Annotated in this window: 20 protein-coding genes; 12 read left to right on the top strand and 8 right to left on the bottom strand. The window is 70.6% G+C overall.

The annotated features are described in order from the left end of the window. The first annotated feature begins 148 nt into the window (after window positions 1-148). From V6R91_RS29925 to V6R91_RS29915, 3 genes are read left to right on the top strand one after another with little or no spacing between them, the layout of a single operon-like run. Window positions 149-562, top strand: a complete 414-nt coding sequence (locus V6R91_RS29925) for a YrdB family protein (protein WP_336398330.1) — start codon at window positions 149-151, stop codon at window positions 560-562. Beyond that, a complete protein-coding gene (locus V6R91_RS29920; RefSeq protein WP_336398329.1) occupies window positions 559-1,950 on the top strand; it encodes an FAD-binding oxidoreductase in 1,392 nt (463 codons plus the stop codon). Before V6R91_RS29925 ends, V6R91_RS29920 begins: the two co-directional genes overlap by 4 nt. Further along, a complete protein-coding gene (locus V6R91_RS29915; protein ID WP_336398328.1) occupies window positions 1,947-2,351 on the top strand; it encodes an NUDIX hydrolase in 405 nt (134 codons plus the stop codon). Before V6R91_RS29920 ends, V6R91_RS29915 begins: the two co-directional genes overlap by 4 nt. Window positions 2,352-2,384: 33 nt before the next feature. On the opposite strand, the gene V6R91_RS29910 is transcribed toward V6R91_RS29915, so the two are convergent. The 6 genes from V6R91_RS29910 to V6R91_RS29885 all read right to left on the bottom strand — a co-directional run bounded on the left by V6R91_RS29910 (window position 2,385) and on the right by V6R91_RS29885 (window position 8,615). Next, on the bottom strand, window positions 2,385-3,164 hold the full coding sequence (locus V6R91_RS29910) for a glucosamine-6-phosphate deaminase (RefSeq protein WP_336398327.1): 780 nt from the start codon (window positions 3,162-3,164) through the stop codon (window positions 2,385-2,387). Beyond that, complete coding sequence (locus V6R91_RS29905) at window positions 3,157-4,107, bottom strand: ROK family protein (protein WP_336398326.1); 951 nt, start codon at window positions 4,105-4,107, stop codon at window positions 3,157-3,159. Before V6R91_RS29905 ends, V6R91_RS29910 begins: the two co-directional genes overlap by 8 nt. Window positions 4,108-4,150: 43 nt before the next feature. Next, the gene (locus V6R91_RS29900) at window positions 4,151-4,993 is read right to left on the bottom strand and encodes a carbohydrate ABC transporter permease (RefSeq protein ID WP_336398325.1); all 843 of its coding nucleotides are present in this window, start codon (window positions 4,991-4,993) and stop codon (window positions 4,151-4,153) included. Next, the gene (locus V6R91_RS29895) at window positions 4,990-5,955 is read right to left on the bottom strand and encodes a carbohydrate ABC transporter permease (protein WP_336398324.1); all 966 of its coding nucleotides are present in this window, start codon (window positions 5,953-5,955) and stop codon (window positions 4,990-4,992) included. The genes V6R91_RS29900 and V6R91_RS29895 overlap by 4 nt, the downstream gene beginning before the upstream one ends. An 87-nt stretch (window positions 5,956-6,042) precedes the next feature. Then, window positions 6,043-7,314: an extracellular solute-binding protein gene (locus V6R91_RS29890; protein WP_336398323.1), complete on the bottom strand. Its 1,272-nt coding sequence runs from the start codon at window positions 7,312-7,314 to the stop codon at window positions 6,043-6,045. A gap of 107 nt (window positions 7,315-7,421) precedes the next feature. Next, window positions 7,422-8,615, bottom strand: coding sequence for an ROK family transcriptional regulator (locus V6R91_RS29885; protein ID WP_336398322.1), 1,194 nt, complete (start codon window positions 8,613-8,615; stop codon window positions 7,422-7,424). A gap of 219 nt (window positions 8,616-8,834) precedes the next feature. Between V6R91_RS29885 and V6R91_RS29880 the strand changes: the two genes are divergently transcribed. Next, the gene (locus tag V6R91_RS29880) at window positions 8,835-10,553 is read left to right on the top strand and encodes a L,D-transpeptidase (protein WP_336398321.1); all 1,719 of its coding nucleotides are present in this window, start codon (window positions 8,835-8,837) and stop codon (window positions 10,551-10,553) included. Window positions 10,554-10,624: 71 nt separating this feature from the next. Here the strand turns inward: V6R91_RS29880 and V6R91_RS29875 are convergent, their stop codons facing one another. Beyond that, window positions 10,625-12,841: an NADP-dependent isocitrate dehydrogenase gene (locus tag V6R91_RS29875; RefSeq protein ID WP_336398320.1), complete on the bottom strand. Its 2,217-nt coding sequence runs from the start codon at window positions 12,839-12,841 to the stop codon at window positions 10,625-10,627. Window positions 12,842-12,989: 148 nt separating this feature from the next. On the opposite strand from V6R91_RS29875, the gene V6R91_RS29870 reads away from it, so the two are divergent. Together V6R91_RS29870 and V6R91_RS29865 are read left to right on the top strand one after the other, a co-directional pair. Continuing rightward, window positions 12,990-13,442 carry a GNAT family N-acetyltransferase gene (locus tag V6R91_RS29870; RefSeq protein WP_336398319.1) on the top strand — a complete coding sequence of 151 codons (453 nt, stop codon included), beginning with the start codon at window positions 12,990-12,992 and terminating at the stop codon, window positions 13,440-13,442. A gap of 154 nt (window positions 13,443-13,596) precedes the next feature. After that, the gene (locus tag V6R91_RS29865) at window positions 13,597-14,565 is read left to right on the top strand and encodes an acetylxylan esterase (RefSeq protein WP_336398318.1); all 969 of its coding nucleotides are present in this window, start codon (window positions 13,597-13,599) and stop codon (window positions 14,563-14,565) included. Between the two features lie 16 nt (window positions 14,566-14,581). Here the strand turns inward: V6R91_RS29865 and V6R91_RS29860 are convergent, their stop codons facing one another. After that, a complete protein-coding gene (locus V6R91_RS29860) occupies window positions 14,582-15,607 on the bottom strand; it encodes a LacI family DNA-binding transcriptional regulator (RefSeq protein ID WP_336398317.1) in 1,026 nt (341 codons plus the stop codon). Between the two features lie 291 nt (window positions 15,608-15,898). On the opposite strand from V6R91_RS29860, the gene V6R91_RS29855 reads away from it, so the two are divergent. Genes V6R91_RS29855 through V6R91_RS29830 form a run of 6 tightly spaced genes read left to right on the top strand, consistent with a single transcriptional unit; the run spans window position 15,899 to window position 23,500 of the window. Further along, complete coding sequence (locus V6R91_RS29855; protein WP_336398316.1) at window positions 15,899-17,215, top strand: ABC transporter substrate-binding protein; 1,317 nt, start codon at window positions 15,899-15,901, stop codon at window positions 17,213-17,215. A gap of 19 nt (window positions 17,216-17,234) precedes the next feature. Next, entirely contained in the window at window positions 17,235-18,227 is a 993-nt protein-coding gene (locus V6R91_RS29850; protein ID WP_336398315.1) for a carbohydrate ABC transporter permease, read from the top strand. Then, complete coding sequence (locus V6R91_RS29845) at window positions 18,224-19,126, top strand: carbohydrate ABC transporter permease (RefSeq protein ID WP_336398314.1); 903 nt, start codon at window positions 18,224-18,226, stop codon at window positions 19,124-19,126. The genes V6R91_RS29850 and V6R91_RS29845 overlap by 4 nt, the downstream gene beginning before the upstream one ends. Continuing rightward, window positions 19,123-21,624: a glycoside hydrolase family 2 protein gene (locus tag V6R91_RS29840; protein ID WP_336398313.1), complete on the top strand. Its 2,502-nt coding sequence runs from the start codon at window positions 19,123-19,125 to the stop codon at window positions 21,622-21,624. The genes V6R91_RS29845 and V6R91_RS29840 overlap by 4 nt, the downstream gene beginning before the upstream one ends. Continuing rightward, window positions 21,621-22,592 (top strand): glycoside hydrolase family 113, encoded by a 972-nt coding sequence (locus V6R91_RS29835; RefSeq protein WP_442928197.1) that lies wholly within the window; start codon window positions 21,621-21,623, stop codon window positions 22,590-22,592. The genes V6R91_RS29840 and V6R91_RS29835 overlap by 4 nt, the downstream gene beginning before the upstream one ends. After that, window positions 22,589-23,500: an N-acetylglucosamine kinase gene (locus V6R91_RS29830; RefSeq protein WP_336398312.1), complete on the top strand. Its 912-nt coding sequence runs from the start codon at window positions 22,589-22,591 to the stop codon at window positions 23,498-23,500. Before V6R91_RS29835 ends, V6R91_RS29830 begins: the two co-directional genes overlap by 4 nt. Window positions 23,501-23,715: the final 215 nt, after the last annotated feature.

The following is a 23,715-nucleotide window of genomic DNA, read 5'->3' as shown; positions in this document are numbered from 1 at the left end:
CCGCCGAGGCAGCCCAGGCGGCTGCCGACGCCACGGACAGCCGGGGGCCTGCGGCACGCGCCGACGCCGCCGCGGGCGCGCGCGGGGCGGCGCCCGCCGGAGACTGACCCGGCCGGCGGGTGCGGCATCCCGCCGTAGACTGGAGGCCATGTCCGACACGACCGGCGCCACGCCTGCGCCCACGAGCAAGGCTGCGCCGCAGGCGTCCGAACCGGCACCGGGCACCCGCCCGCCGCTCTCGGCGATCGACATCGTGGCGTTCCTGTGCGAGCTCTTCGCCTTCGCCACCCTGGCGCTGTGGGGCTTCACGATGTGGCCGTTCCCGTGGAACATCGTGGCGGGCATCGCGGCTCCGGTCGTCGCCATCCTCGCCTGGGCGCTCTTCGTCTCACCGCGCGCCGTGCTCGCCGTGCATCCGTTCGTGCGCGCCGTCGTCGAGCTCCTGGTGTACGCGTCGGCGACGATCGCGTGGTGGAGCATGGGCAACGCCTGGATCGGCCTCGCCTACGGCGTCATCGCCGTCACCGCCGGCGTGATCGTCGGCCGCCGGCGCCTCTCGTGACCACGGGCGCGGACGCGCTCACCCTCCTGCGCGCCGAGCTCGGCGACCGGGTCGACACCTCACCCGCGTCGCTGGCCGCCGCGCGCGCCGACAAGTCGGGGCATGCGGCATCCGGGCACCCGGTCGCCGTCGTGCACGCCCGCAGCGTCGAGGACGTCCAGCGCACCCTCCGCATCGCGAGCGAGACAGGCACGCCGGTCGTCACCCGCGGCGCGGGCACCGGCCTCGCGGGCGGCGCCAACGCGGGCGCCGGCGAGATCGCCCTCTCGATGCGCGCCATGGACGGCATCCTCGAGGTGCGTCCGGACGACCTCCTCGCCGTCGTGGAGCCCGGCATCCTCAACGCCGACCTCAACGCCGCGCTCGCCCCGCACGGCCTCTGGTGGGCGCCCGACCCCGCGAGCCGGGCGATCTCGACCGTGGGCGGCAACATCGCGACCGGCGCCGGCGGACTGCTGTGCGCCAAGTACGGCGTGGTACGCGACGCGGTGCTGGGCGTCGACATCGTCCTGGCCGACGGACGGCTGCTCACGCTCGGCCACCGCACCGTCAAGGGGGTGACCGGCCTCGACCTCACGTCGCTGGTCATCGGGTCCGAGGGCACGCTCGGGGTGATCGTGGGCGCGACCCTGAAGCTGCGCCGGCTCATGCCCGGCGAGGTGTGCACGATCGCCGCGACCTTCCCCGACGTGCGGACGGCCGCCGAGGCATCCGCCGCCGTCACGGCGTCCGGGACGCAGCCGGCGATCATGGAGCTCATGGATGCCGCGTCCCTCGCCGCGGTGCACGCCCTGCTGTCGCTGGGCCCACCCACCCCGGGCGCCGCCCAGCTGACCATCCAGACCGACGGTCCCGCGGCCATCGCGGAGGCCGAGGCGATCGCCGCGGTGCTGCGCCGCGCCGGCGGCACGGTCGCGGTCTCGCACGATCGCGAGGAGGGCGAGCGGCTGCTGACGGTCCGCCGATCGATGCACCCCGCGATGGAGACGCTCGGCACCGCGCTCATCGAGGACGTCTCGGTGCCGCGCAGCGCGCTCCCGGCGATGTTCGACGAGATCGCCCGCGTCGAGCGCGAGCACGGCGTCGTCATCCCCACGGTCGCCCACGCCGGCGACGGCAATCTGCACCCCAACTTCATCTTCGAGGGCGTGCCCGACGAGTTCGGCGTCGTCGAGGCTCCCGAGTACATCTGGCGCGCGGCCGACGACCTGTTCCGCGCCGCGCTGCGGCTGGGCGGCACGCTCACCGGCGAGCACGGCGTCGGCGTGCTCAAGCGCCGGTGGCTCGCCGACGAGCTGGGCGAGGACCAGTGGGAGCTGCAGCGGCAGATCACCCGCCTGTTCGATCCGCAGGGCATCCTGAACCCGGGCAAGGTGTTCGCGCCGTGACCGCCACGGTGCACGTCAGCGCCGCCGTCCTGGTCGACGACGCCGGCCGGGCGCTCGTCGTCCGCAAGCACGGCGCGACGGTGTTCCAGCAGCCCGGCGGCAAGCCCGACCCCGGCGAGACCGCCCTCGACGCGGTCGTGCGCGAGGTGGCCGAGGAGACCGGCATCGTGGCCGACCGCGCCGCGTTCGAGCCGCTCGGACGGTTCACGGATGCCGCCGCCAACGAGCCGGGTCACCTCGTCGTGGCCGACGCCTACGTCCTCAGGGTTGCGGCGGGCTCGGGCACGGCGATCCCGGCGGCCGAGATCGCCGAGCTGCGGTGGATCGGCGAGCACGAGGTCGAGGCGACGCCCCTCGCACCGCTCTCAAGGAACCAGCTCATCCGCTACGCCTGGCGCTGAGCCGCGGCATCCGTCACGCGTCCGAAGCCGGGCTCAGATGCCCTGCCAGTCGGGCTTGTTGTCGAACGCGTAGCGGTAGTAGTCGGCGCGACGCAGCTGCGATGCGGCCGCCTCGTCGACGACCACCGTCGCGCGGGCGTGCAGCTGGATGGCCGACCCGGGCAGCGACGCGCTCAGCGGCCCCTCGACCGCGCCGGCGACAGCCGCCGCCTTCCCCTCGCCGAAGGCCAGGAGCACCAGGTGACGCGCCCGCAGGATCGTGCCCAGCCCCTGCGTGATGCAGTGCATCGGCACGTCGTCGATCGAGTCGAAGAACCGCGCGTTGTCGCGCCGGGTCTGCTCGGTGAGCGTCTTCACGCGCGTCTGGGAGGCGAAAGACGAGCCGGGCTCGTTGAAGCCGATGTGGCCGTCGGTGCCGATGCCGAGGATCTGCAGGTCGATGCCGCCGGCGTCCAGGATCGCCGCCTCGTACTCGTCGCCGTGGAACTCGATGCCCTCCGGCGTGCCGTCGGGCGTGCGGATCAGCTCGGGGTCGAGGCCCAGCGGCTCCACGACCTCCCGCGTGATGACCGAGCGGTAGCTCTCGGGGTGGGCCGGGTCGATCCCGACGTACTCGTCCAGCGCGAAGCCGCGCACGCGTGACACGTCCAGGCCCTCCAGCCGCGGCTTCAGGGCCTCGTACACCGGAAGCGGGGTCGACCCGGTCGCAAGACCCAGGACCGTCTCGGGATTCTCTCGCACGAGCGCCGCGATGTGATCGGCGACGAGCGCCCCCGCGGCCTCCTTGTCGCGGACGATGACGATCTCAGCCATGGACCAGAGCCTCCTCGGTGTCGTGTGTGGCATCGCCCTCCGCACCCACGAGCGCGGCGCCCAGCGCCGCCGCGGGCGAACCCGGCGGCAGCAGCTCGACGCGCTCGGCGAGGTGCAGGGAGCGCATGAACGGGGATGCCTCGGCGCTGGCCGACAGCTCGGCTGCGACATCCGTCATCAGCCGATCGCCCAGCGCTGTCACACCCCCTCCGAGGACCACGATATCGACGTCGGCGGTGAGCACCAGTACCCGCACGGCGGCCGCCACGCCGCGGGCGAGACCCGCGCGCAGCCGCTGCGCCGACGGATCGCCCGCGTCGGCGGCGTCGAACACGTCGCGCACGGGGAGGGCCGAGCGCCGCCCCCATCGCTCGGCGATGGCCCCGCCGCCCGCGAAGGCCTCGATGCACCCCCGCTGCCCGCAGCGGCAGACCGGCCCGTTCGGGTCGATGGAGATGTGACCCACCTCGCCGGCGGCACCGCGCGCCCCTCGCCACAGCGTTCCCTCCGACACGATGCCGGCCGCGACGCCGGTGCCGAGGTTCAGATACGCCATCGACCGCGGCGGCGGTCCCGAGACCGCATGCAGCGCGTGGGCGCCGAGAGCGGCCGCCTTGACGTCGTTCTCCACCCGCACGGGCACGCCGAGCCGGGGCGAGACCGCCGCGGCGAGGTCCAGCTCGTCGACGCCGAGGTTGACCGCATGCACGACGCGTCCGGTCCCCGGCTCGACCTGGCCGGGGATGCCGACCCCCACCGACCGCACCGCGCCGAGGTCGACACCGGTCTCGGCGCCGAGGGCCCGCACGGCGTCCACCACCGTGTCGACGACGGCATCCGGTCCCCATCCCGTGGCCACCCGCAGACGACCGATGACGGCACCGGCATCGTCCACCGCGACGACGTCGGTCTTGGTTCCGCCGACGTCCAGCCCGATCCTCATCCGCCGGCCTCCCCGCGGGACGCCGGCCCAGAACCCCCGCGCATCAGCCCTTGACCGCCCCGGAGACCAGACCGCTGGTCATGCGGTGCTGGACGATGAGGAAGAAGACGATGACAGGCACTGCCATGATCGTGGAGGCGGCCATGACGACCGCCCAGTCGGTCGCCTTCGTCGCCTGCACGAAGGCCCGCAGCCAGATGGGCAGCGTGAGCGACTCCGGGCGCGTCATGATGACGAGGGCGAAGACGAACTCGTTCCAGGCCTGGATGAAGGCGAACACCCCGGTCGCGATCAGTCCCGGCGCGAGCAGCGGGAACGTGATGCGCCAGAAGGCGCCCGAGCGACTGCATCCGTCGATCATCGCAGCCTCTTCGAGGTCGGCGGGCACGCCGTTGACGAAGCCGCGCAGCGTCCAGATCGTGAACGGCAGCACGAACGCGATGTAGACGAAGCTCAGGCCGATGATCGTGTTGAGCAGGTACCAGCCGTCCAGCACGCGGAACACCGAGACGATCATGGCCTCCGCGGGGATCATCTGGATCACGAGGATCGCGACGATGAAGGACGTCCGCGTGCGGAAACGGTAGCGCGACACCGCGACGGCCCCGAGGAAGGCGAAGGCGAGCGCCACCACGAGCGTGATGCCGGTCACCGCCATCGAGTTGAAGAGCGCGTTCACCAGGCTGTCGTCGCCGAGCGCCTCCTGATAGTTGCTCAGGGTGAACTCGTCGGGCCACCAGTGCGGCGTGGTCGAGCGCACCGCGGATGCCGGCAGCAGGGACGTGTTCACCATCCAGTAGACGGGGAAGAGCGAGGCGACGATGACGACGAGGGCGGCGGCGTTCAGCGACACCCGTGCCACGGCGCGGCGGGGGCGGCCTGTCATGACTCCTCCTTCAGCATGGTGCGGATCCAGTAGCCCGAGATGACCAGCAGGAGGATGACGAGGATCACCGAGATCGCTCCCCCCGCGCCGAGGTCGCCGGAGGCCATCGAGACGCTGTAGATGTAGACGCCGATGGTGTTGGTCTCGGCGCGGACGCCGCCGATCGACTGCAGCGCGTAGATCTGGGCGAACACGCGGAGGTCCCAGATGATCTGGAGGACCAGCAGCACCAGCAGCACGGACCGCAGGTAGGGCATGACGATGAGGCGGAACCGGGCGAAGCCGCCGGCGCCGTCGAGGGAGGCCGCCTCCAGCACCTCGTCCGGGACCTGCATGAGCGCGGCGTACGTGCTGAACGCGACGAACGGGATCGCTCCCCACGTGATGATGATCGCCGCGACGGCGTAGAAGCTCGTGGGGTCGATCAGCCAGCTGTGGCCGATCCAGTTCTCACCCGTGAGCTGGGTCAGCAGCCAGTTCACGAGTCCGTACTGGGTGTCGAAGATCCAGCCCCACACGATGGTGGCGGTCAGCGCCGGCATCGCCCAGGCCAGGAGCAGCGAGATCGACACCGCGGTGCGCATCACCGCGCCGAGCCTGGTCATCATCACCGCGATCGCGACGCCGAGGAGCATGGTGGCCACGACGCTCACGACGCAGAGGGCGACGCTGCGTCCGAGCACGGCCCAGAACTCGGGGTCGGTCAGCACGGAGACGTAGTTGTCGATGCCGATGAACTCCGGTGCGGCGCCGAAGATCTGCGCACGCCCGAACTCCTGGAACGACATGATCACGAGCTGCACCAGGGGCCAGCCGATGAAGACGACGAGCATGATGAGCGCGGGTGTGAGCAGCGCGAGCGGCGCCCACGGGAAGCCGCGCCGTCGCGGCTGTTCGGGTTCGGGCCGTGACGCCGACGGCGAGGCCGGCGGTGCGGATGCCTCCGCGGGAATGGTCGTCATGGCGAACCTCCTCTCAAGATCGTGCGAGCCCTGGGGGCGGGCATGGAACGGGGTGCCCCGCGGCACGAGGCACCCCGCTCCCGAAGATCAGCCGTTCAGGATCTCTTCGATCTGCTCATCGGCCGCGGTGGCGAGCTCTTCGATGTCGCCGCCGTTCGCGATGTTGACGAACAGGTCCTGCATGATGCCCTGCGCCTCGACGTCGGCCCAGTTGGGCGATGCCGGCGTGAGCTTCGCGTCGGCAGCCGCCTCGGCGATGACGGTCGCGAGCTCGGGGGTGGCCGCGGCCACCTTGTCGCCGAGCGAGACGAGGGCGGGGACCAGGCCGTTCTCGGCGAGGATCGTCTGGTACTCCTCGCTCAGCATGATCTGCAGCGCACTCTTGGCCAGGTCCGGGTTCTGCGACTTGGCCGCGATGCCGATGTTGGATCCGCCCGCGAAGACCTGCGCAGCGCCGCCGTCCATGCCAGGGAGGGCGAAGTAGCCCGTGAGGTCTGCGACCGGGGTGGGCTGCTTGTCCTCATCGGCGACGATCGACCAGTACGCCCAGCTCGGCGCGGAGTAGGTGGCCGACTGCTCGGTGCGGAAGGGGACCCAGCCCTCGGCCTCGTCGCCGTCCTTCGGCGCGAGGGAGGCCTCGGTCATCAGCTGCTGCACCTGCGCGAGACCGGCGAGGGACTCGTCGCTGGACAGCTGCGCATCCCACTCGTCGCCGTCCTGGACGGCGATCTCTCCGCCGTTCTCCCAGATGAAGGGCAGCGCGTTGTACCAGTCCTTGCCCGGGAAGTACACGCCCGACACCCCCGGCAGCGCCCCGGCCAGGGTCACGCCGTTCGACACGTACTCGTCGAGGGTCGTGGGTACCGCGACGCCCGCCTGCTCGTACATCGCCGTGTTGTAGAACACGACCCGGGCGCCGGAGTAGTACGGGGCCGCGAACAGCGTGTCGTCCCAGCTGCCCGCCTCGACGAAGCCGGGGAGCAGGTCGTCGCCGCCGAGGTCGCCCTCGATGTCGTCGAGGCTCAGCAGCGCGCCGCTGGAGGTGAAGGCCGGAGCCTGCGTGTTGCCCATCTCGACGATGTCCGGGCTGTCGTTGGACGACAGGCTGGTGGTCAGCTTGTCGACGAGGCCCGTCCACTGCTGCTCCTCGATGACCAGCGTCGACCCCGGGTTCTCCTCCTCGAAGGTCTCCTTCAGGTAGTCCCGCGCGTCCTGCGGCGTGTCGGTGCCGACGAGCCACACGCGGATCTCGGCGCCCTCCTCCGACGAGGAGCCGCCCTCGTCGCTGCTGCCGGCGCAGCCGGCGAGCACCAGTGCCGAGGCGCCGATGAGCGCCACAGCTCCGAGCGTCTTCTTCATGGTGTCTTCCTTCGTGTTCTGTTCGGTGTTCTCTTGGTTCGGGTGGGCCGGGTGGCCCATCCGGGGGGAATCGGGGTTTCCGGGACGAACCCGGACAGACAGCGCCGTCAGGACACCCCGAGTTGACCTGACAGGACCATGACGGCCGCGCCGCGCAGGACGATGTCCTGGCCTTGCTCCGTCATCCGCACCCGCACGCCCTCGTCGTCGGACGACGCGAGCGTGCGCGCACGGAGGGTCTCGACGGTCTGGTCCGCGAGGGACCCGCCGAGGAGTTCAGGGGGGCCGGAGAGGACGATCTCCGACACGTCGAGGGTGCCGACGACCGGTGCGAGCGCGATCCCGAGTCGCTCCCCCGCATCGCGGAGGACGCCCTCGCGGGCATCGGGATCGGATGCCGCGGCCAGCCGCGACGACAGCGAGGGCACCGACAGCCAGGCCTCGAGGCATCCGACCCGACCGCACGCGCAGCGGGGACCGCCGTCGGTCCCGACCGTCACATGGCCGATCTCGCCCGCAGCGAAGCGGCTGCCGCGCATGGGCTGACCTGCCAGCAGCAGCCCAGAGCCCACGCCTCGGCCGACCTTGACGAGCAGCACGTCGTCGGGTGCGCCGCCGAAGGTGTACTCGGCCAGCACCGCGGCGTTCGCGTCGTTGGCGACCAGCACGGGGAGCCCGAGCGCGCCGCGCAGCGCGCCCTCGAGGTCGAAGCCCGCCCAGCCGAAGTTCGGGGCCGTGAGGATCACGCCGCGGTCGTCCACGACGCCAGGCGTGCCGACGCCGATGCCGAGCACCGGGGCGTGCGAGTCGGCCACGAGCGCGCGGGCGAGGTCGACGACCGTCGTCACGACGTCCTCGTCGGCCGGCAGCGGGACCTCGCGCCGCGCGACGATGCTGCCGTCGAGGGTCAGCACCGCGCCGATGAAGGTGTCGCTGCCGGACAGATCCAGGCCGACGATGCGGTGGCCGTCGTGGTCGAGGTCGACGAGGATGGCGGGCTTGCCCGGGCCTGACGCCTCGCGCACGCCCCGCTCCGAGACGAAGCCGTCGGCGATGAGCTCGGCGACGAGGTCGGAGATCGTGACGCGCGTGAGCCCGGTCTCCCTTGACAGGTCGGCGCGGCTCATGGCGCCCTGGTGGAACAGGGTCTGCAGCACCAGCGACCGGTTGTGGCCGCGAGCGTGCTCCGGCAGCACCTTGCGCCCCTGGCGCAGCGTGCGTCCGGGGGTGAACGCGCCGGACCCGGACACCGGTGGGGCGTCCGCGACAGAGGCGCTGCGCTGCGTTTCCGTGTTCGGCATGTTTGTTAGTAGAGCTTACGAACTAACTTTCCGCAACCCTCAGAGCCTATTTGCGCGGAGGCTTTACAAAACCGTGACCTCCCGCGCAGGCGGTCCGAAACGCGTCCACGCACGTTTCGCAGCGTGACCGGCGATTCATGCGTGATCAGGCCGTAACCTCATGGGTGGCCTCCGTCACCTACCATGGGGGAAGCGTTTATCACAATCGGGGGTGTTGGCGTGACAGATCTGGCGACCCAGTCGCAGGCCGGTGAGGCGTCTTCAGAAGACGACGACCGGGCCCAGCAGGCCGTCGAAAGCGACGAGACCGCGGTCGAGACGGAGCCGGCCGACGAGCCGGAGGGGGCCGTCGACGCCGAGGAGACCGCGGTCGAGACGGAGCCGGCCGACGAGCCCGCCCAGGCCGAGCAGGCCGACGAGCCGGCGCAGGCCGACGAGCCGGCGCAGGCCGACGAAGCCGAGCCCGAGCCGGAGGCCGCCGCGACAGCCGCGCTCGCCACGCCGGCGGCCACGAGTCCGGTGCCGCCGCTCCCCTCGATCTCTGCCGACGCCGCCGTCTACGCGTGGGCGCCCGCCGAGCCCAAGGCCAAGAAGAGGCGCACCGGGCTCTGGATCACCGCGGCCGCCGGCGTCGCCGTCGTCGGACTGGTGGTGTCATCGCTCGTGCTGATCGCCCCCGGCACCACGGTCGCCGGGGTTCCGGTCGGGTGGCTGACGCCCGGCGCCGCCGCCGACACGATCGACAGCAGCCTCGCCGAGACCACGGTCGTCATCGCCGGCGAGGACGGTGACGTCGAACTGACGGGCGCCGAGCTCGGAGCGACCGTCGACGCGCAGGCTCTCGCCGACGCCGCGTTCGCGCAGCACCCGATGTGGAACGTGACGTCGTGGTTCCAGAGCACCGACGCAGAGGTCGCGCTCGACGCCGCCACCGCGACCGCAGCACTCAGCGAGGCGGTCCCCCAGCTGTACACCGATCCGGTCGACGCGACGCTGGCCTTCGATCCGGCGTCGGCCTCGTATGTGGTGACGCCGGCTGTCCCGGGCACCGGGATCGACCTCGCCACCGTGCAGGCCGCCCTGCAGGATGCCCTGATGACCGGCGCCCGGAGCGCCGACGTCGAGCCCGTGGCGGTCGAGATCCCGGCCGGCATCTCGACCGAGACGGCGGACGCCGCGGTGGCACAGCTGAACGGGATGCTCGACACGGCCGGCTTCTACGTCGGCGAGGAGCGCACGGTGCCGATCGATCGCGCCACCCTGGCGGGGTGGTTGAACGTGGCGCCCGACACCGAGAGCGGCGGCTTCGAGATCACCGCCGACAGCGCGGCGATCCAGACCACGGTGGACGGCCTTGCGGCGGCCATCAACCGGCCGGTCGAGAACGGCGCGGTCATCACCAACTCGGCGGGCACCGTGCTCCGCGAGGAGGCTGCGGGAGTGTCCGGGCGGGAGCTCGGCGACACCTCGAACGTGGCCTCCGACTTCGCCGAGCAGCTCGCCACCGGAAACGCGGTGTTCGCGGCGCCCGTGACCGAGACTGCACCTGAGATGAGGACTCTGGCTCGCACGGTCGAGGTGAACCTGTCCAGCCAGACGGCGTATCTCTTCGAGAACGGCAACGTCGTCGGCACGTACGCGATCTCGTCAGGGCGGGCCGCCACCCCGACCCCGACGGGGCACTTCACCGTGAACGCGTACACCCGCATCCAGGACCTGGGGGCGCTCTGCTACAACCCGGAGGCACAGAACAGCTACTGCACGGAGGACGTGCCCTGGATCACGTGGTTCGCGCCGGACATCGCCTTCCACGGCACGTATTGGCACAACAACTTCGGTACGCCGATGAGCCACGGCTGCGTGAACATGACCGAGTCGGCCGCCAAGTTCGTCTACGACTGGACCGCCCGAGGCACCGAGGTGTGGGTTCACCACTGATCTGCTCGGCGACGACCTGAGAACGAGGAAGGGCGGATGCCGCAGCATCCGCCCTTCCTGCTCTCGGGGTTTCAGAGCGCGTCGATCACGGCGTTGAAGGTCGCCGACGGACGCATGATTCCCGCCACGAGCTCGGCGTCGGGACGGTAGTAGCCGCCGATCTCGGCCGGCGAGCCCTGGACGGCGTTCAGCTCCTCGACGATCTTCTGCTCGTCGGCCGCGAGCGCCTCGGCCACCGGCGCGAAGACCGCAGCCAGCTCGGGATCCGCCTGCTGCGCGGCGAGCTCCTGCGCCCAGTACAGCGCGAGGTAGAAGTGGCTTCCGCGGTTGTCGATCGTCCCGAGCGCACGGCCGGGCGACTTGTCGTTCTCGAGGAACGTTCCGGTCGCGGCATCCAGCGTGTCGGCCAGGACCTGCGCCTTGACGTTGCCGGTGAAGTCCGCGAGGTGCTCCAGCGACGCGGCGAGCGCGAAGAATTCGCCGAGCGAATCCCAGCGCAGGTGGTTCTCCGAGACGAGCTGCTGCACGTGCTTCGGAGCCGAACCGCCGGCGCCGGTCTCGAAGAGCCCACCGCCCGAGAGCAGCGGCACGATCGAGAGCATCTTGGCGCTGGTGCCGACCTCGAGGATCGGGAACAGGTCGGTGTTGTAGTCGCGCAGCACGTTGCCGGTGACCGAGATGGTGTCCTCACCCTTGCGGAGCCGGTCGAGCGAGTACTGCGTCGCCGCCGCCGGAGCGAGGATCTCGATCGTGAGGCCCTCGGTGTCGTGGTCGGCCAGGTACGTCTTCACCTTGCCGATCAGTTCGGCGTCGTGGGCGCGGGTCTCATCGAGCCAGAACACCGCGGGAGTGGCGCTCGCGCGAGCTCGCGTGACGGCGAGCTTGACCCAGTCGCGGATCGCGACGTCCTTGGTCTGGGTCGCCCGCCAGATGTCGCCCCGCTGCACGGCGTGCTCGAGGAGCACGTCGCCGGAACCGCCGACGACCTGGACGACGCCGGGAGCCGCGATCTCGAAGGTCTTGTCGTGGCTGCCGTACTCCTCGGCCGCTTGCGCCATGAGACCGACGTTCGGCACCGAGCCGATCGTGGCGGGGTCGAGCGGGCCGCGGGCATTCACGTCGTCGATCACGGTCTGGAACACGCCGGCGTACGACGAGTCGGGGATCACGGCGAGCGTGTCGTCCTCGCCGCCGTCGACGCCCCAGAGCTTGCCGCCGTTGCGGATGAGCGCCGGCATCGAGGCGTCCACGATCACGTCGGAGGGAACGTGCAGGTTCGTCAGGCCCTTGTCCGAGTTGGTGTACGACAGGCGAGGACCGCGCTCGAGGTCGGCCGCGATGGCCGCCGCGATCTCGTCACCGCCCTCGACCGACGGAAGGCCGGCGAGGATCGCGCCGAGGCCGTCGTTCGGGGTCAGGCCCGCCTCGGCGATCTTGTCGCCGTAGGTGGCGAACACGTCGGCGAAGTAGGCCTTGACGACATGGCCGAAGATGATCGGGTCGCTGACCTTCATCATGGTCGCCTTGAGGTGCACCGAGTAGAGCACGTCGTCGGCTGCGGCATCCTTGAGCGTCTGCGCCAGGAAGGCGTCGAGCTCGGACGCCGAGAGGAAGGTCGCGTCGATGATCTCGCCCGGCAGCACCTTCAGGCCGGTCTTGAGCTCGGTGACCGTGCCGTCGGCGGCCACGTGCTGGATGGTCAGCACGTCGTCGGCGGGGGAGACGAAGGACTTCTCGTTCGAGCGGAAGTCGTCGTGGCCCATCGTGGCGACGCGGGTCTTCGAGCCCTCGGCGAACGCCTTGTTGCGGTGCGGGTGCTTGCGCGCGTAGCTCTTCACCGAGAGCGGTGCGCGCCGGTCGCTGTTGCCCTCGCGCAGCACCGGGTTGACCGCGGAGCCCTTGATGCGGTCGTAGCGGGCGCGGACGTCCTTCTGCTCGAGCGTCTCGGCCTCGTCCGGGTAGTCGGGGATGTCGTAGCCCTGCGACTGCAGCTCGGCGATGGCGGCCTTGAGCTGCGGGATCGACGCCGAGATGTTCGGCAGCTTGATGATGTTCGCCTCGGGGAGGGTGGCGAGGCCGCCGAGCTCGGCGAGCGCGTCGCCCACCTGCTGCTCGGGGGTGAGGTTCTGGGGGAACGCCGCGAGGATGCGGCCGGCCAGTGAGATGTCGCGCGTCTCGACGTCCACACCCGCCTGGCGGGTGACGGCCTGCACGATCGGCAGGAACGATGCGGTCGCGAGAGCCGGGGCCTCGTCGGTGTAGGTGTAGATGATGGTGGAGTCGGTCACCTGTCACGTCCTTCTTGCGGGTCGGCTGTCAGCCTATCGCAACAGGCCCGGAGATATCTCGACGTCAAGATATCTCCGCATATGAACACCGTGTTAATCCGACATCCCGGCGGTGCCGGATGCGTCCATCCCCGCTAGCCTGTGCGTTATGGGTGACCTGCGACTCGTCGAACTGTCCGCCGCCACCATCGTGGCGGTCAACAATATGTCGCTGAAGCCCGGGCAGGAGGAGTACCTGTCCCCCGTCAGCTACGGCATCGCCGCAACGGTGGTCAATCCGCAGACGACCTGGCAGCGCGTCGTGCTCGACGGCGAGGAGGTCGTCGCCTTCGTGAGCGGCAACTTCGACCCCGACGCCCCGCAGGAGCACTTCCGCTCGGTCCTGTGGCGCATCAACGTCGACGCCGACGACCAGGGCCGCGGCGTCGGCCGGTTCGCGGTCGCGGGACTCCTGGAGGAGGCCCGCAACCGGGGCATGGACCACGTCAACGTCATCTACGAGGCAGGCGAGGGCGGCCCGCAGGCATTCTTCGAGCGCGTGGGCTTCACACCGGTCGGGGAGACCGAGTACGGTGAAGTGATCGCGGAGATGCGCCTGTAAGACGCGGGCGCGACACTCGCTCTGCCACGACGCCGCCCGGACTGGGGCTTCCGAGACCGGCGGCGGGGCCTCGAATACCCCTCCCCCATCGAGGCCTCGTCGCCCTCTGCGGCACCGTCGAAACGCTTCGTCGCGAACGCGCTAGGGTATGCCCGTGCCGAGATTCGATCTGTCCCCCGCCGAGCTCGAGACCTTCGCCCCGGAGGTCCGCGAACCAGCCGACTTCGACGCCTTCTGGGCCGACACCCTCGCCGAGTCACGCCGAGCGGATGCCGCGCCCGTCCTCACCCGTGTCGACACGGCGCTCACCCTGGTCGACGTCTACGACGTCACCTTCCCGGGCTTCGCCGGTGACCCGGTGCGCGCCTGGCTCACCCTCCCGGCGGGTGCGGAGGGCCCGCTGCCGGCCGTCGTGGAGTTCCAGGGCTACGGCGGCGGCCGCGGGGTCGCGGGCGAGCGGGTCAACTGGGCGGTCGCGGGCTATGCCCACCTGTTCATGGACACGCGCGGCCAGGGGTCCATGTGGGGCTCCGGCGGCGACACGCTCGACCCCCACGGCACGGGTCCCTCCTCGTCCGGGTTCATGACCCGCGGCATCGAGGACCCCGCCGCGTACTACTACCGCCGCGTCTACACCGACGCGGTCCGCGCCGTCGACGCGGTGCGCTCGCTCCCGCAGGTCGACGCGGAGCGCGTCGCGGTCTGCGGCGCGAGCCAGGGAGGCGGCATCGCGATCGCCGCGGCCGGACTGTCGGAGGGCCTGGTCGCGGTCATGCCCGACGTGCCGTTCCTGTGCCACTTCGAGCGCGCGGTCGGGCTGACCGGCGACGACCCGTATCAGGAGGTGGTCCGGTATCTGGCCGTCCACCGCGGCGCCGACGACCGGGTGTTCGAGACGCTGTCCTACTTCGACGGGGTCAACATGGCGAAGCGGGCGGATGCCGCGGCCCTGTACTCCGTCGCGCTCATGGACACCATCTGCCCCCCGTCGACGGTGTACGCGGCGTTCAACCGCCACACCGCCGCCACGAAGCGGATCGAGGTCTACACGCACAACGGCCACGAAGGCGGCCAGGCGTTCCAGTTCCCGAAGCAGGCCCGCTTCCTCGCCGGACTCCTCTGACGCACCCCGGCCCTCGTCAGGCCGGAGCCCGGTCGGCGGGCGGGCGCTCGCCCGTGCCGCGCTCGACCACCCACGTCGGCAGCTCCAGTCGGCGCGTGAACCCGGCGGGGTCCTGCATCCGCTCGATCGCGAGCGTCGCCGCGGCGCGTCCGAGCGCCAGCGGGTCGTAGGTGACCACCGACACGCCGAGCACGTCGGCGGTGTCGAAGTCGTCGAAGCCGATGAGGGCGGTGCGGCCGTCGTCGTGGCGGTCGCGCAGCACGCGGAGCGCGCCGACCGTGACCCGGTTGTTGCCGGTGATGATCGCCGTCGGCGCGTCGGGCTGGTCGAGCAGGTCGGCGATGAAGCCGTCGGCCGGCACCGACAGGTCGTCGGCGAGCCGCTCCCATCGCGATGAGTCGTGGATGCCGTAGGCGGCCAGCGCGTCCCGGTAGCCGCGCAGCCGCTCGGCCTGGGTGTAGACGGATGCCGGATTGCAGATGTAGCCGATGCGCCGATGCCCGCGCTCCAGCAGACGCGTCGTGGCGTCGAAGACGCCGCGGTGGTTCTCCAGGACGAGGCAGTCGGCGACGAGGTTGCGTGCCGGTCGGTCGATCGCGATGACCGGGGTCCCGAGGTGGCGCTCCCCCTCGAGGTAGGACTGGTCCTCGGCGACGGGGATCAGCAGCAGCGCCCCCAGTCGCTGACCCAGCAGCGTCTCGGCGACCCGCTCCTCCCCTTCGGCGGTGTCGTCGGTGGTCGCCACCACGAGGGAGAACCCGTTCGCGGACAGCTCGCGCTCGATGCCCGCCGCGACCTTGTAGTAGAAGGGGTTGTTCAGCTCGCCCATGATGAACCCGATCGTGTTCGTCGGGCCGCCCCGCCGCAGATTGCGGGCGAGCGGGTTGGGACGGAAGCGCAGCCGTTTGGCGGCGACGAGCACGCGATCCACCGTGTCGGGGGCGACGAGGTCGCGATGCGTGAACACCCGCGACACCGTCTTGGAACTCACGCCCGCCAGACGGGCGACGTCTTCGAGCGTTGCGCGCTGCTGAACGGTCATCGGTGTGGCCTCCTCGCCGACGCCACCACGCTAGCACCGTCCTGCAGTCGATGTCCACGTGGGACATTTCACAGACATTCGGACGGCCTCCGCGCGACAGGTGGAGAAAATACACCCGGTCGTACTCGTTTATTTCTCACGCTTCACATCGCGGACAGGCTTAGACAGCGCTGACATCCGATGCTTGCGAAACCGCTTCGAATGCCTCTAGCCTGACGGCGCGACGAACCACGCAACGGTGCGAACAGCCGCACCGGAAAGTTCAAGGGCGAACCTGACAAGGAGCATCACATGGCCAAGAAGGCACTCGCGGGCATCGCGCTCGCGGCCACCGCCGCGGTCGCGCTGAGCGGCTGCGCCGGCGGCGGGGCGGGCGACGACGCCGACAACACGATCGACGGCGAGGTGAAGGGCGACATCAAGGTCGTCACCTGGCGCACCGACCTCGTCGAGGACGGCACGTTCGAGAAGTACGCGGAGGAGTTCAACAAGAAGTACCCGGACGTGAACGTGACGTTCGAGGGCATCACCGACTACGCCGGCGAGATGCTCACGCGCATGAGCACGACCAACTACGGGGACGTCATCGGGATCCCCGCGATCAAGCCGGAGCAGTACGAGCAGTTCCTCGAGCCTCTCGGCGAGACGTCGGACTTCGAGGACACGTACCGCTTCCTCCCCGCCGCGAGCTACGACGGCACCCAGTACGGCATCGCCTGGGGAGGCAACGCCAACGGCGTCGTCTACAACAAGCGCATCTTCGAAGAGGCCGGCGTCACCGAGCTGCCGACCTCCGAGGCGGAGTGGCTGGATGCCCTGCAGCAGGTGAAGGACGACACCGACGCGATCCCGCTGTACACGAACTACAAGGACGGCTGGCCGCTGACGCAGAGCTTCGGCAACCTCGGTGTCGTCACCGACGATGCCGACGCGCCGATCACCATGGCGGAGGATCCCGCGCCGTGGACCGAGGGCACCGACGTCTACGCGATCGACTCGCTGCTGTACGAATCGGTGGCGGCAGGCCTGACCGAGGACGACCCGCTCACCACCAACTGGGAGCAGTCCAAGGTCGACCTCGGCACCGGAAAGATCGCCGCGATGACGCTCGGATCGTGGGCGATCTCGCAGATGCAGGCGGCCGCCGAGGACAACGGCGCATCCGCCGACGACATCGGCTACATGGCGTTCCCGGCGAACGTCGACGGCCGGCAGCTCGCGGTGATCGGCGGGGACTACAACCTCGCGGTCAGCAAGCACTCCAAGGCCAAGGCGGCGGCGTGGGCCTGGATCCAGTGGGTGGTCGAGGACTCCGGCTACACCGAGGCGCAGGGCATGATCTCGCCGGTGCTCGACAAGCCGCTCCCCGAGAACCTGCAGGGCTTCGAGGAGGCGGGCGTCGAGCTGATGGAGATCAACCCCGCCCCGGCCGGCAAGGAGGGACTCATCAACAACATCGCCGATGACTCCCAGATCGACCTGTACGGCCCGATCTACCGGCAGAAGCTCGTCGACATCGCCCGCGGCGCGGCCGACGGCGACAAGGAGAGCTACTTCGCCGAGCTGAACGAGCGCTGGGGCGCGTCGGTCGAGAAGCTCGCGGGCTGAGCGGACGGGGACGGCACTCATGGCCATCGCGACACCTGGTGCGGCACCGGCGGATGCCCCTGCCGTCCTCTCCGCGCCCGCGCGGGCGCGGCGATTCGGCGGAGGCATCCGCCGGATCGGCCGCCCGCGCGGCGGCTCCGCCGGGCGGAGCATCCTGCAGCACCTCACCCCGTGGCTCTTCCTCGCCGCGGCGGTGGGCTTCCTGCTGCTGTTCACCTACTGGCCGGCGGTGAACCTCTTCTACTTCAGCGTCACCGACTGGGACGGCATCGACCTCGAGAAGGACTTCGTCGGGCTCGACAACTACGTGCAGGTGTTCACCGACCCGCGGATCTTCTCCGTCTTGGGCGTGAGCCTCTACTACTTCTTCGCGTCCTTCGCGCAGATGGCGATCGCGCTCTACTTCGCGACGATCCTCAGCTTCTCGACGCGCTTCTCCAACCTCTTCCGCGGCATCCTGTTCTTCCCCTACCTCATCAACGGCGTCGCGATCGGCTTCGTGTTCCTCTACCTCTTCCAGCCCGGCGGGACGCTCGACACCGTCCTCAGCTGGTTCGGCGTCAGCGACCCGCCGCAGTGGCTCGGCAACCCCGACGTCGTCAACTGGTCGCTGGCGGGCACGTCGGTGTGGCGCTACACGGGCATGAACTTCGTGCTGTTCCTGGGGGCCATCCAGTCCATCCCGCACGAGCTGTACGAGGCGGCCGAGCTCGATGGGGCGAGCCGCTGGCAGCAGTTCTGGGCGATCATCTTCCCCGGCATCCGGCGCGTGGTCGGTCTGTCGTTCATCCTCGCGATCGCCGGCAGCCTCAGCGTCTTCGAGATCCCTTTCATCATGACCGGCGGCGCCAACGGATCGGCGACCTTCGTGATCCAGACGCTCCAGACCGCGTTCACCTTCCGGCAGGTGGGCCTCGCCTCCGCCATGGCCGTCGTGCTCCTGGCGATCGTGCTGGTCGTCACCTGGATCCAGCGAAAGGTGTTCCCCGACGAGAAGGTCGACCTGACATGACCATCACCGAATCACCGCGCACCGCCACGACCCCGGCTGCGCCGGCACGCAGCATCCGGGGCCGTTCCCCTCTCGAGCGACTGCGCGGGATCAGCGCGACGACGGCCAAGTACCTGAGCCTCGTGATCGCGTCCGTCGTGACGCTGCTGCCGCTGTCGGTGCTGCTGTTCGCGAGCCTGAAGACGGCGCCCGAGTATGCGCAGACGGGTCCCTTCGACCCGCCGTCGAACTGGCTCAACTTCGACAACTTCGTCACGGCGTTCACCAGCGGCGAGATGCTGGAGGGCTTCGTCAACACGACGATCGTGCTCGTGGTGTCGCTGGCCGGCACGATCTTCATCGGCACCATGGCCGCATACGCGCTGGACCGCTTCGCCTTCCGCGGGAAGAAGCTCGTCTTCGGCCTGTTCCTGGTCGCCACGCTCATCCCCAGCGTGACGAGTCAGGTCGCGACCTTCCAGCTCATCAACGGCCTGGGCCTGTACGACACGAAGGCCGCCCTGATCCTGCTCTTCATGGGCACCGACATCATCGCCATCTACCTGTTCATCCAGTTCATGCAGTCGATCCCGGTGTCGCTCGACGAAGCGGCGATGATCGACGGTGCGAACCGCTGGACCATCTACTGGCGCATCGTGCTGCCGCTCCTCAAGCCCGCCATCGCGACCGTCGTGATCATCAAGGGCATCGCGGTGTACAACGAGTTCTACGCACCCTTCCTCTACCTGCCGTCGGAGGGCCTCATCTCGACGTCGCTGTTCCGGTTCAAGGGACCGTTCGGCGCGCAGTGGGAGGTCATCGCGGCCGGCACCGTGCTCGTCATCATCCCCACCCTCATCGCCTTCCTCCTGCTTCAGCGCTGGATCTACAAGGGCCTCACCTCAGGAGCCGTCAAGTGACCCTCTCCCGCACCTTCCGACAGCTCGACTCGGGCTGGACCCTCCGCGCCGAGTCGGGCCCCGCCCCGGCCGGCTTGGAGGGCCCCCTCCCGGCCGCGGTCCCGGGATGCGTGCACACCGACCTGCTCGCCGCCGACCTCATCCCGGATCCGTTCCTCGACGACAACGAGTCGGCGCTCGCGTGGATCGGCCTCGTGGACTGGACGTACGCGACGTCGTTCGCGTGGGAGCCCGACGGCTCGGACCGCACGGACCTCGTGTTCGAGGGGCTCGACACCGTCGCATCCGTCGCCCTCAACGGCCGGGTGCTCGGGTCCACCGCCAACCAGCACCGTTCCTACCGGTTCGCCGTACGCGACGCGCTCGTCGCCGGCGAGAACGAGCTCGTGGTGCGCTTCCGCTCCCCCGTGAAGCACGCGAACGAGCAGAGCGTGGCGCTCGGCGTGCGCCAGCGGCCCTACCCACTGCCGTACGACGCCATCCGCAAGTCCGCCTGCAGCTTCGGGTGGGACTGGGGCATCGCCACCTACACGAGCGGGATCGTGAAGCCCGTCGGCCTCGAGTCGTGGTCGGTCGCCCGCCTCGCGCAGACGAGGGTGGTCGCGACGCCCGCAGGCGACGGCGGGACGATCACGGTCGACGTGGAGCTCGAACGGGCGGCGGGTGCGGCATCCGTCCCCCTCTCGGTCAGCGTCATCGTGAACGGTCCGGGACTCGGCGACGACCTGCCGGGCACGGTCGTGGACGTGGTCGGCGACCGCGCGCAGGTGCGCGTCGACCTGCCCGCCGCCCGGCGCTGGTGGCCGGCGGGGTACGGCGACCAGCCGCTGTACGTGGTGGACGTCCGCCTGCACGGCGACGCCCCGCAGCCGCTGGACGCGACGCACCGGTCCGTGGGATTCCGCGACGTCCGGTGGGACACGACGCCCGACGCGGACGGCACGCCGTTCACCCTCGTCGTCAACGACCAGCCGGTCTTCGTCAAGGGCGTCAACTGGATCCCCGACGATGCCCTCACCGTCCGCGTCACGCGCGACCGGCTTCGGCGCCGGTTCGCGCAGGCCCTGGACGCCAACCTGAATCTGATCAGGGTGTGGGGCGGCGGGCTGTACGAGTCCGACGACTTCTACGGACTGGCCGACGAGCTCGGGCTGCTGGTGTGGCAGGACTTCCTGTTCGCGTGCGCCGCGTACGCCGAGGAGGAGCCGCTGCGGTCCGAGGTCGAGGCGGAGGCGCGCGAGAACATCGTGCGACTCGCCCACCACGCCTCGCTCGTGCTGCTCACCGGCAACAACGAGAACCTGTGGGGCTACGAGGACTGGGGCTGGAAGCTGCGCCTGGACGGCAAGAGCTGGGGCGCGCACTACTATTACGAGCTGTTCCCCGCGCTGGTCGCCGAGCTCGCCCCGCACGTCCCGTATGCGCCGGGCAGCCCGTTCAGCCCGGGGATGGGCTGGGACGGCGAGCGCCAGACCGGCCCCCACCCCAACGACGAGCAGCACGGGTCGATGCACCTGTGGGAGCAGTGGAACCGTCAGGACTGGGCGACCTACCGCGACCACCGGCCGCGGTTCGTCGCCGAGTTCGGCTGGCAGGGCCCGCCCACGTGGACGACGCTCACGCGATCGGTCTCGGACGACCCGCTCACACCGGAGTCGCCGGGGATGATCGTGCACCAGAAGGCGATGGAGGGGAACACCAAGCTCACGAACGGGCTGATCCCGCATTTCCGGATGCCGGAGGCCATGGAGGACTGGCACTGGGCGATGCAGCTCAACCAGGCCCTCGCGGTGCGCACCGCGCTCGAGCACTTCCGCTCGTGGGCGCCGCACACGCAGGGCGCCGTCGTCTGGCAGCTCAACGACTGCTGGCCGGTGACGTCGTGGGCCGCGATCGACGGCGACGAGCGGCCGAAGCCGCTGTACTACGGGCTGAAGCACGCCTTCGCGCCGCGTCTGGCGACGATCCAGCCGCGCGACGGCGGCCTGGCCGCGGTGCTGGTCAACGACACCGCCGAGCCGTGGACGGGAGAGCTCGTCGCCCGCCGGCTCGACGTCGCCGGGGGCGCGCTCGCCCGCTTCACGTCGCCGGTGTCGCTCGCGCCGCGCGAGACCGTGACCGTGGCCCTGCCGGCCGACGTGGCGACGCCGGCCGACGCGGCGCGCGAGCTCGTGGTCGCGGGAGTCGGCGAGACGCGCGGGTTCTGGTACTTCGCCGAACCGCGCGACTCGGCGCTCGAGGCGGCAGCGGTCGCGGTGAGCACCGAGCCCGCCGACGGCGGCACCCGCGTGACGCTCACGAGCGCCGGCCTCGTGCGCGACCTCACGCTGCTCGTCGACAAGGTCGACCCGGATGCCGTGGCCTCCGACGCCCTCCTGACGCTGCTGCCCGGCGAGAGCACGACGATCCTCGTGCGGCACGACGGCGCCGCGCTCGAGGCATCCGCTCTGTCCGATCCGCGCGTGCTCCGCACCGCGAACGAACTGGTCGCCTCGTGAGCGCCGAGACGGCCCGCGCGCTCGAGCCGTACGTGGCCGGGATGACGTGGGGGTGGACCGGCGTGCGCGGCACGTGGCGCACCGCAGAGGCATCCGCGTCCCTCCGGGCGATGGCCGACCACGGCGTGAACTGGACGGCGCTGGCGTACTCGGCCCTGCAGGACACCGCGCAGTCGACCGACGTCCGGTTCGGCGACGAGCCGACCGTCACGGACGACGAGATCGTGTGGGCGATCCGTGAGGCGAAGGCGCTCGGGCTCAAGGTGTGCCTCAAGCCCGTCGTCAACGTGGCCGACGGCACGTGGCGCGCGCACATCGGCTTCTTCGACCAGGACGTCCCCGGCGAGCCGACGTGGGCGCAGTGGTTCGCGTCGTACCGCTCGTTCGTCGTCCACGCCGCCCGCATCGCCGAGGCCGAGGGCTGCGAGATGCTCTGCGTCGGCTGCGAGATGGTGCGTGCCGACGCGCGCGAGGCCGAGTGGCGCGAGCTGATCGCGGCGGTCCGAGCCGAGTACTCCGGCATCGTCACGTACAACTGCGACAAGTACCAGGAGGACCGCCTGACCTGGTGGGACGCCGTGGACGTCGTCACCTCGAGCGGGTACTACCCCATCGACCGGTGGGACGCCGAGCTCGACCGCATCGAGCGCGCCGTCGCCGCGACGGGCAAGCCGTTCTTCTTCATGGAGGCCGGGTGCCCCTCGCGCGAGGGGTCGGCGGAGCGTCCGAACGACTGGTCGCTGCCCGGAGCCCCCTCGGCCGAGGAGCAGCTGCGGTATTACAGAGTCATGTTCGACGCGTGCGCGCAGCGCCCGTGGTTGGGGGGATTCATGATGTGGGATTGGCCCGCTCGGCTCTACGACGTGGCGGATGCCGCGCACAACGACGACTACTGCCCGTACGGCAAGCCCGCGGGCGACCTCCTGCGCGAGCGGTACACCGCGCTGACCGCGGCGGTGACGCGGTGACCGCCGGCGTCCTGGCGATCGACGCCGGGCAGACCGGGATCAAGGTGCGGGTGCGCGAGCAGGACCTGGTGTTCCCCGGCATCCGCACCGACGAGCCGCTGCTCCCCCAGCTGGCGGCCGTCGCCGACGCGACCATCGTGCGCATCGGCGCCGATGTCTCGGTCGTGACCGCCGGGGTCTCCGGGCTGACGACGCGGGAAGCGGACGCCGCGGCCCTCCTCGCCCGCATCGACGACCCCGCGGTGCATGAGGTGATCCTGGCCCACGACTCGACCACGTCGTTCCTCGGCGCGCTGGGCGACGAGCGGGGCGCGGTCGTCGCCGCCGGCACCGGGGTGGTCACCCTCGCCGTCGGAGCCGAGCGCGTGGCCCGCGTCGACGGGTGGGGCTACCTCGTCGGCGACGCCGGCAGCGGCTACTGGATCGGGCGCGAGGCGCTGGACGCGGTCATGCGCGAGTTCGACGGCCGCGGCCCCGCGACGTCGCTGCGCGCCGTGGCCGAGGAGCGCTGGCCCGACCTCAGCCAGGCGTACATCCACATCCAGTCCGACCCCGACCGCGTGCGCCTCGTCGCGTCGTTCGCCGAGCACGTCGCCCGGCTGGCCGCCGAGGGCGACGCGGTGTCGCAGAACATCACCGTCCGCGCCGGCGGCGAGCTCGCCCACAGCGTCGAGACGGCGCTGCGGCGGGTGCGCTCCGACGATCGCGAGCACTTCTCGGTGTGCGCGATCGGCGGCGTCTTCCGCTCGCCGCAGCTGCGCGAGGCCTTCGCCTCGCACATCGCCGCGAGCGAGCTCGACGTCGCCCTCGTGGAGCCCCGCGGCCACGGCATCGACGGCGCCGTCGCGCTCGCGGGCCTCGACGCGCGGCATCCGCTCGCCCACGCCGTGTCGTTCGCCCACGCCTGAGGGTCGTCGCGTTCCTTCGCTGTGCCCGCGGATCCGGAATTCGGACAATCGCACCGTTTCCGGATCCGCTCGCCTGGTGAAGTCCGGAAAACGGCGCGAAGTCCGGTTTCCGGATCCGCGAAAGTAGGGCTTGACGAGGCAATCTGCGGGGCGACGCGCAAAGCCCCCTCCTCCCCAGGGCAGGATTCGCGCGGCGTGGCGAGCGCGGGCTGTGG

It is taken from the genome of Microbacterium sp. CCNWLW41 (assembly GCF_037083505.1).
Note: the sequence above shows the minus strand (reverse complement) of the source record. Positions and strands in the feature narration are given on the sequence as shown.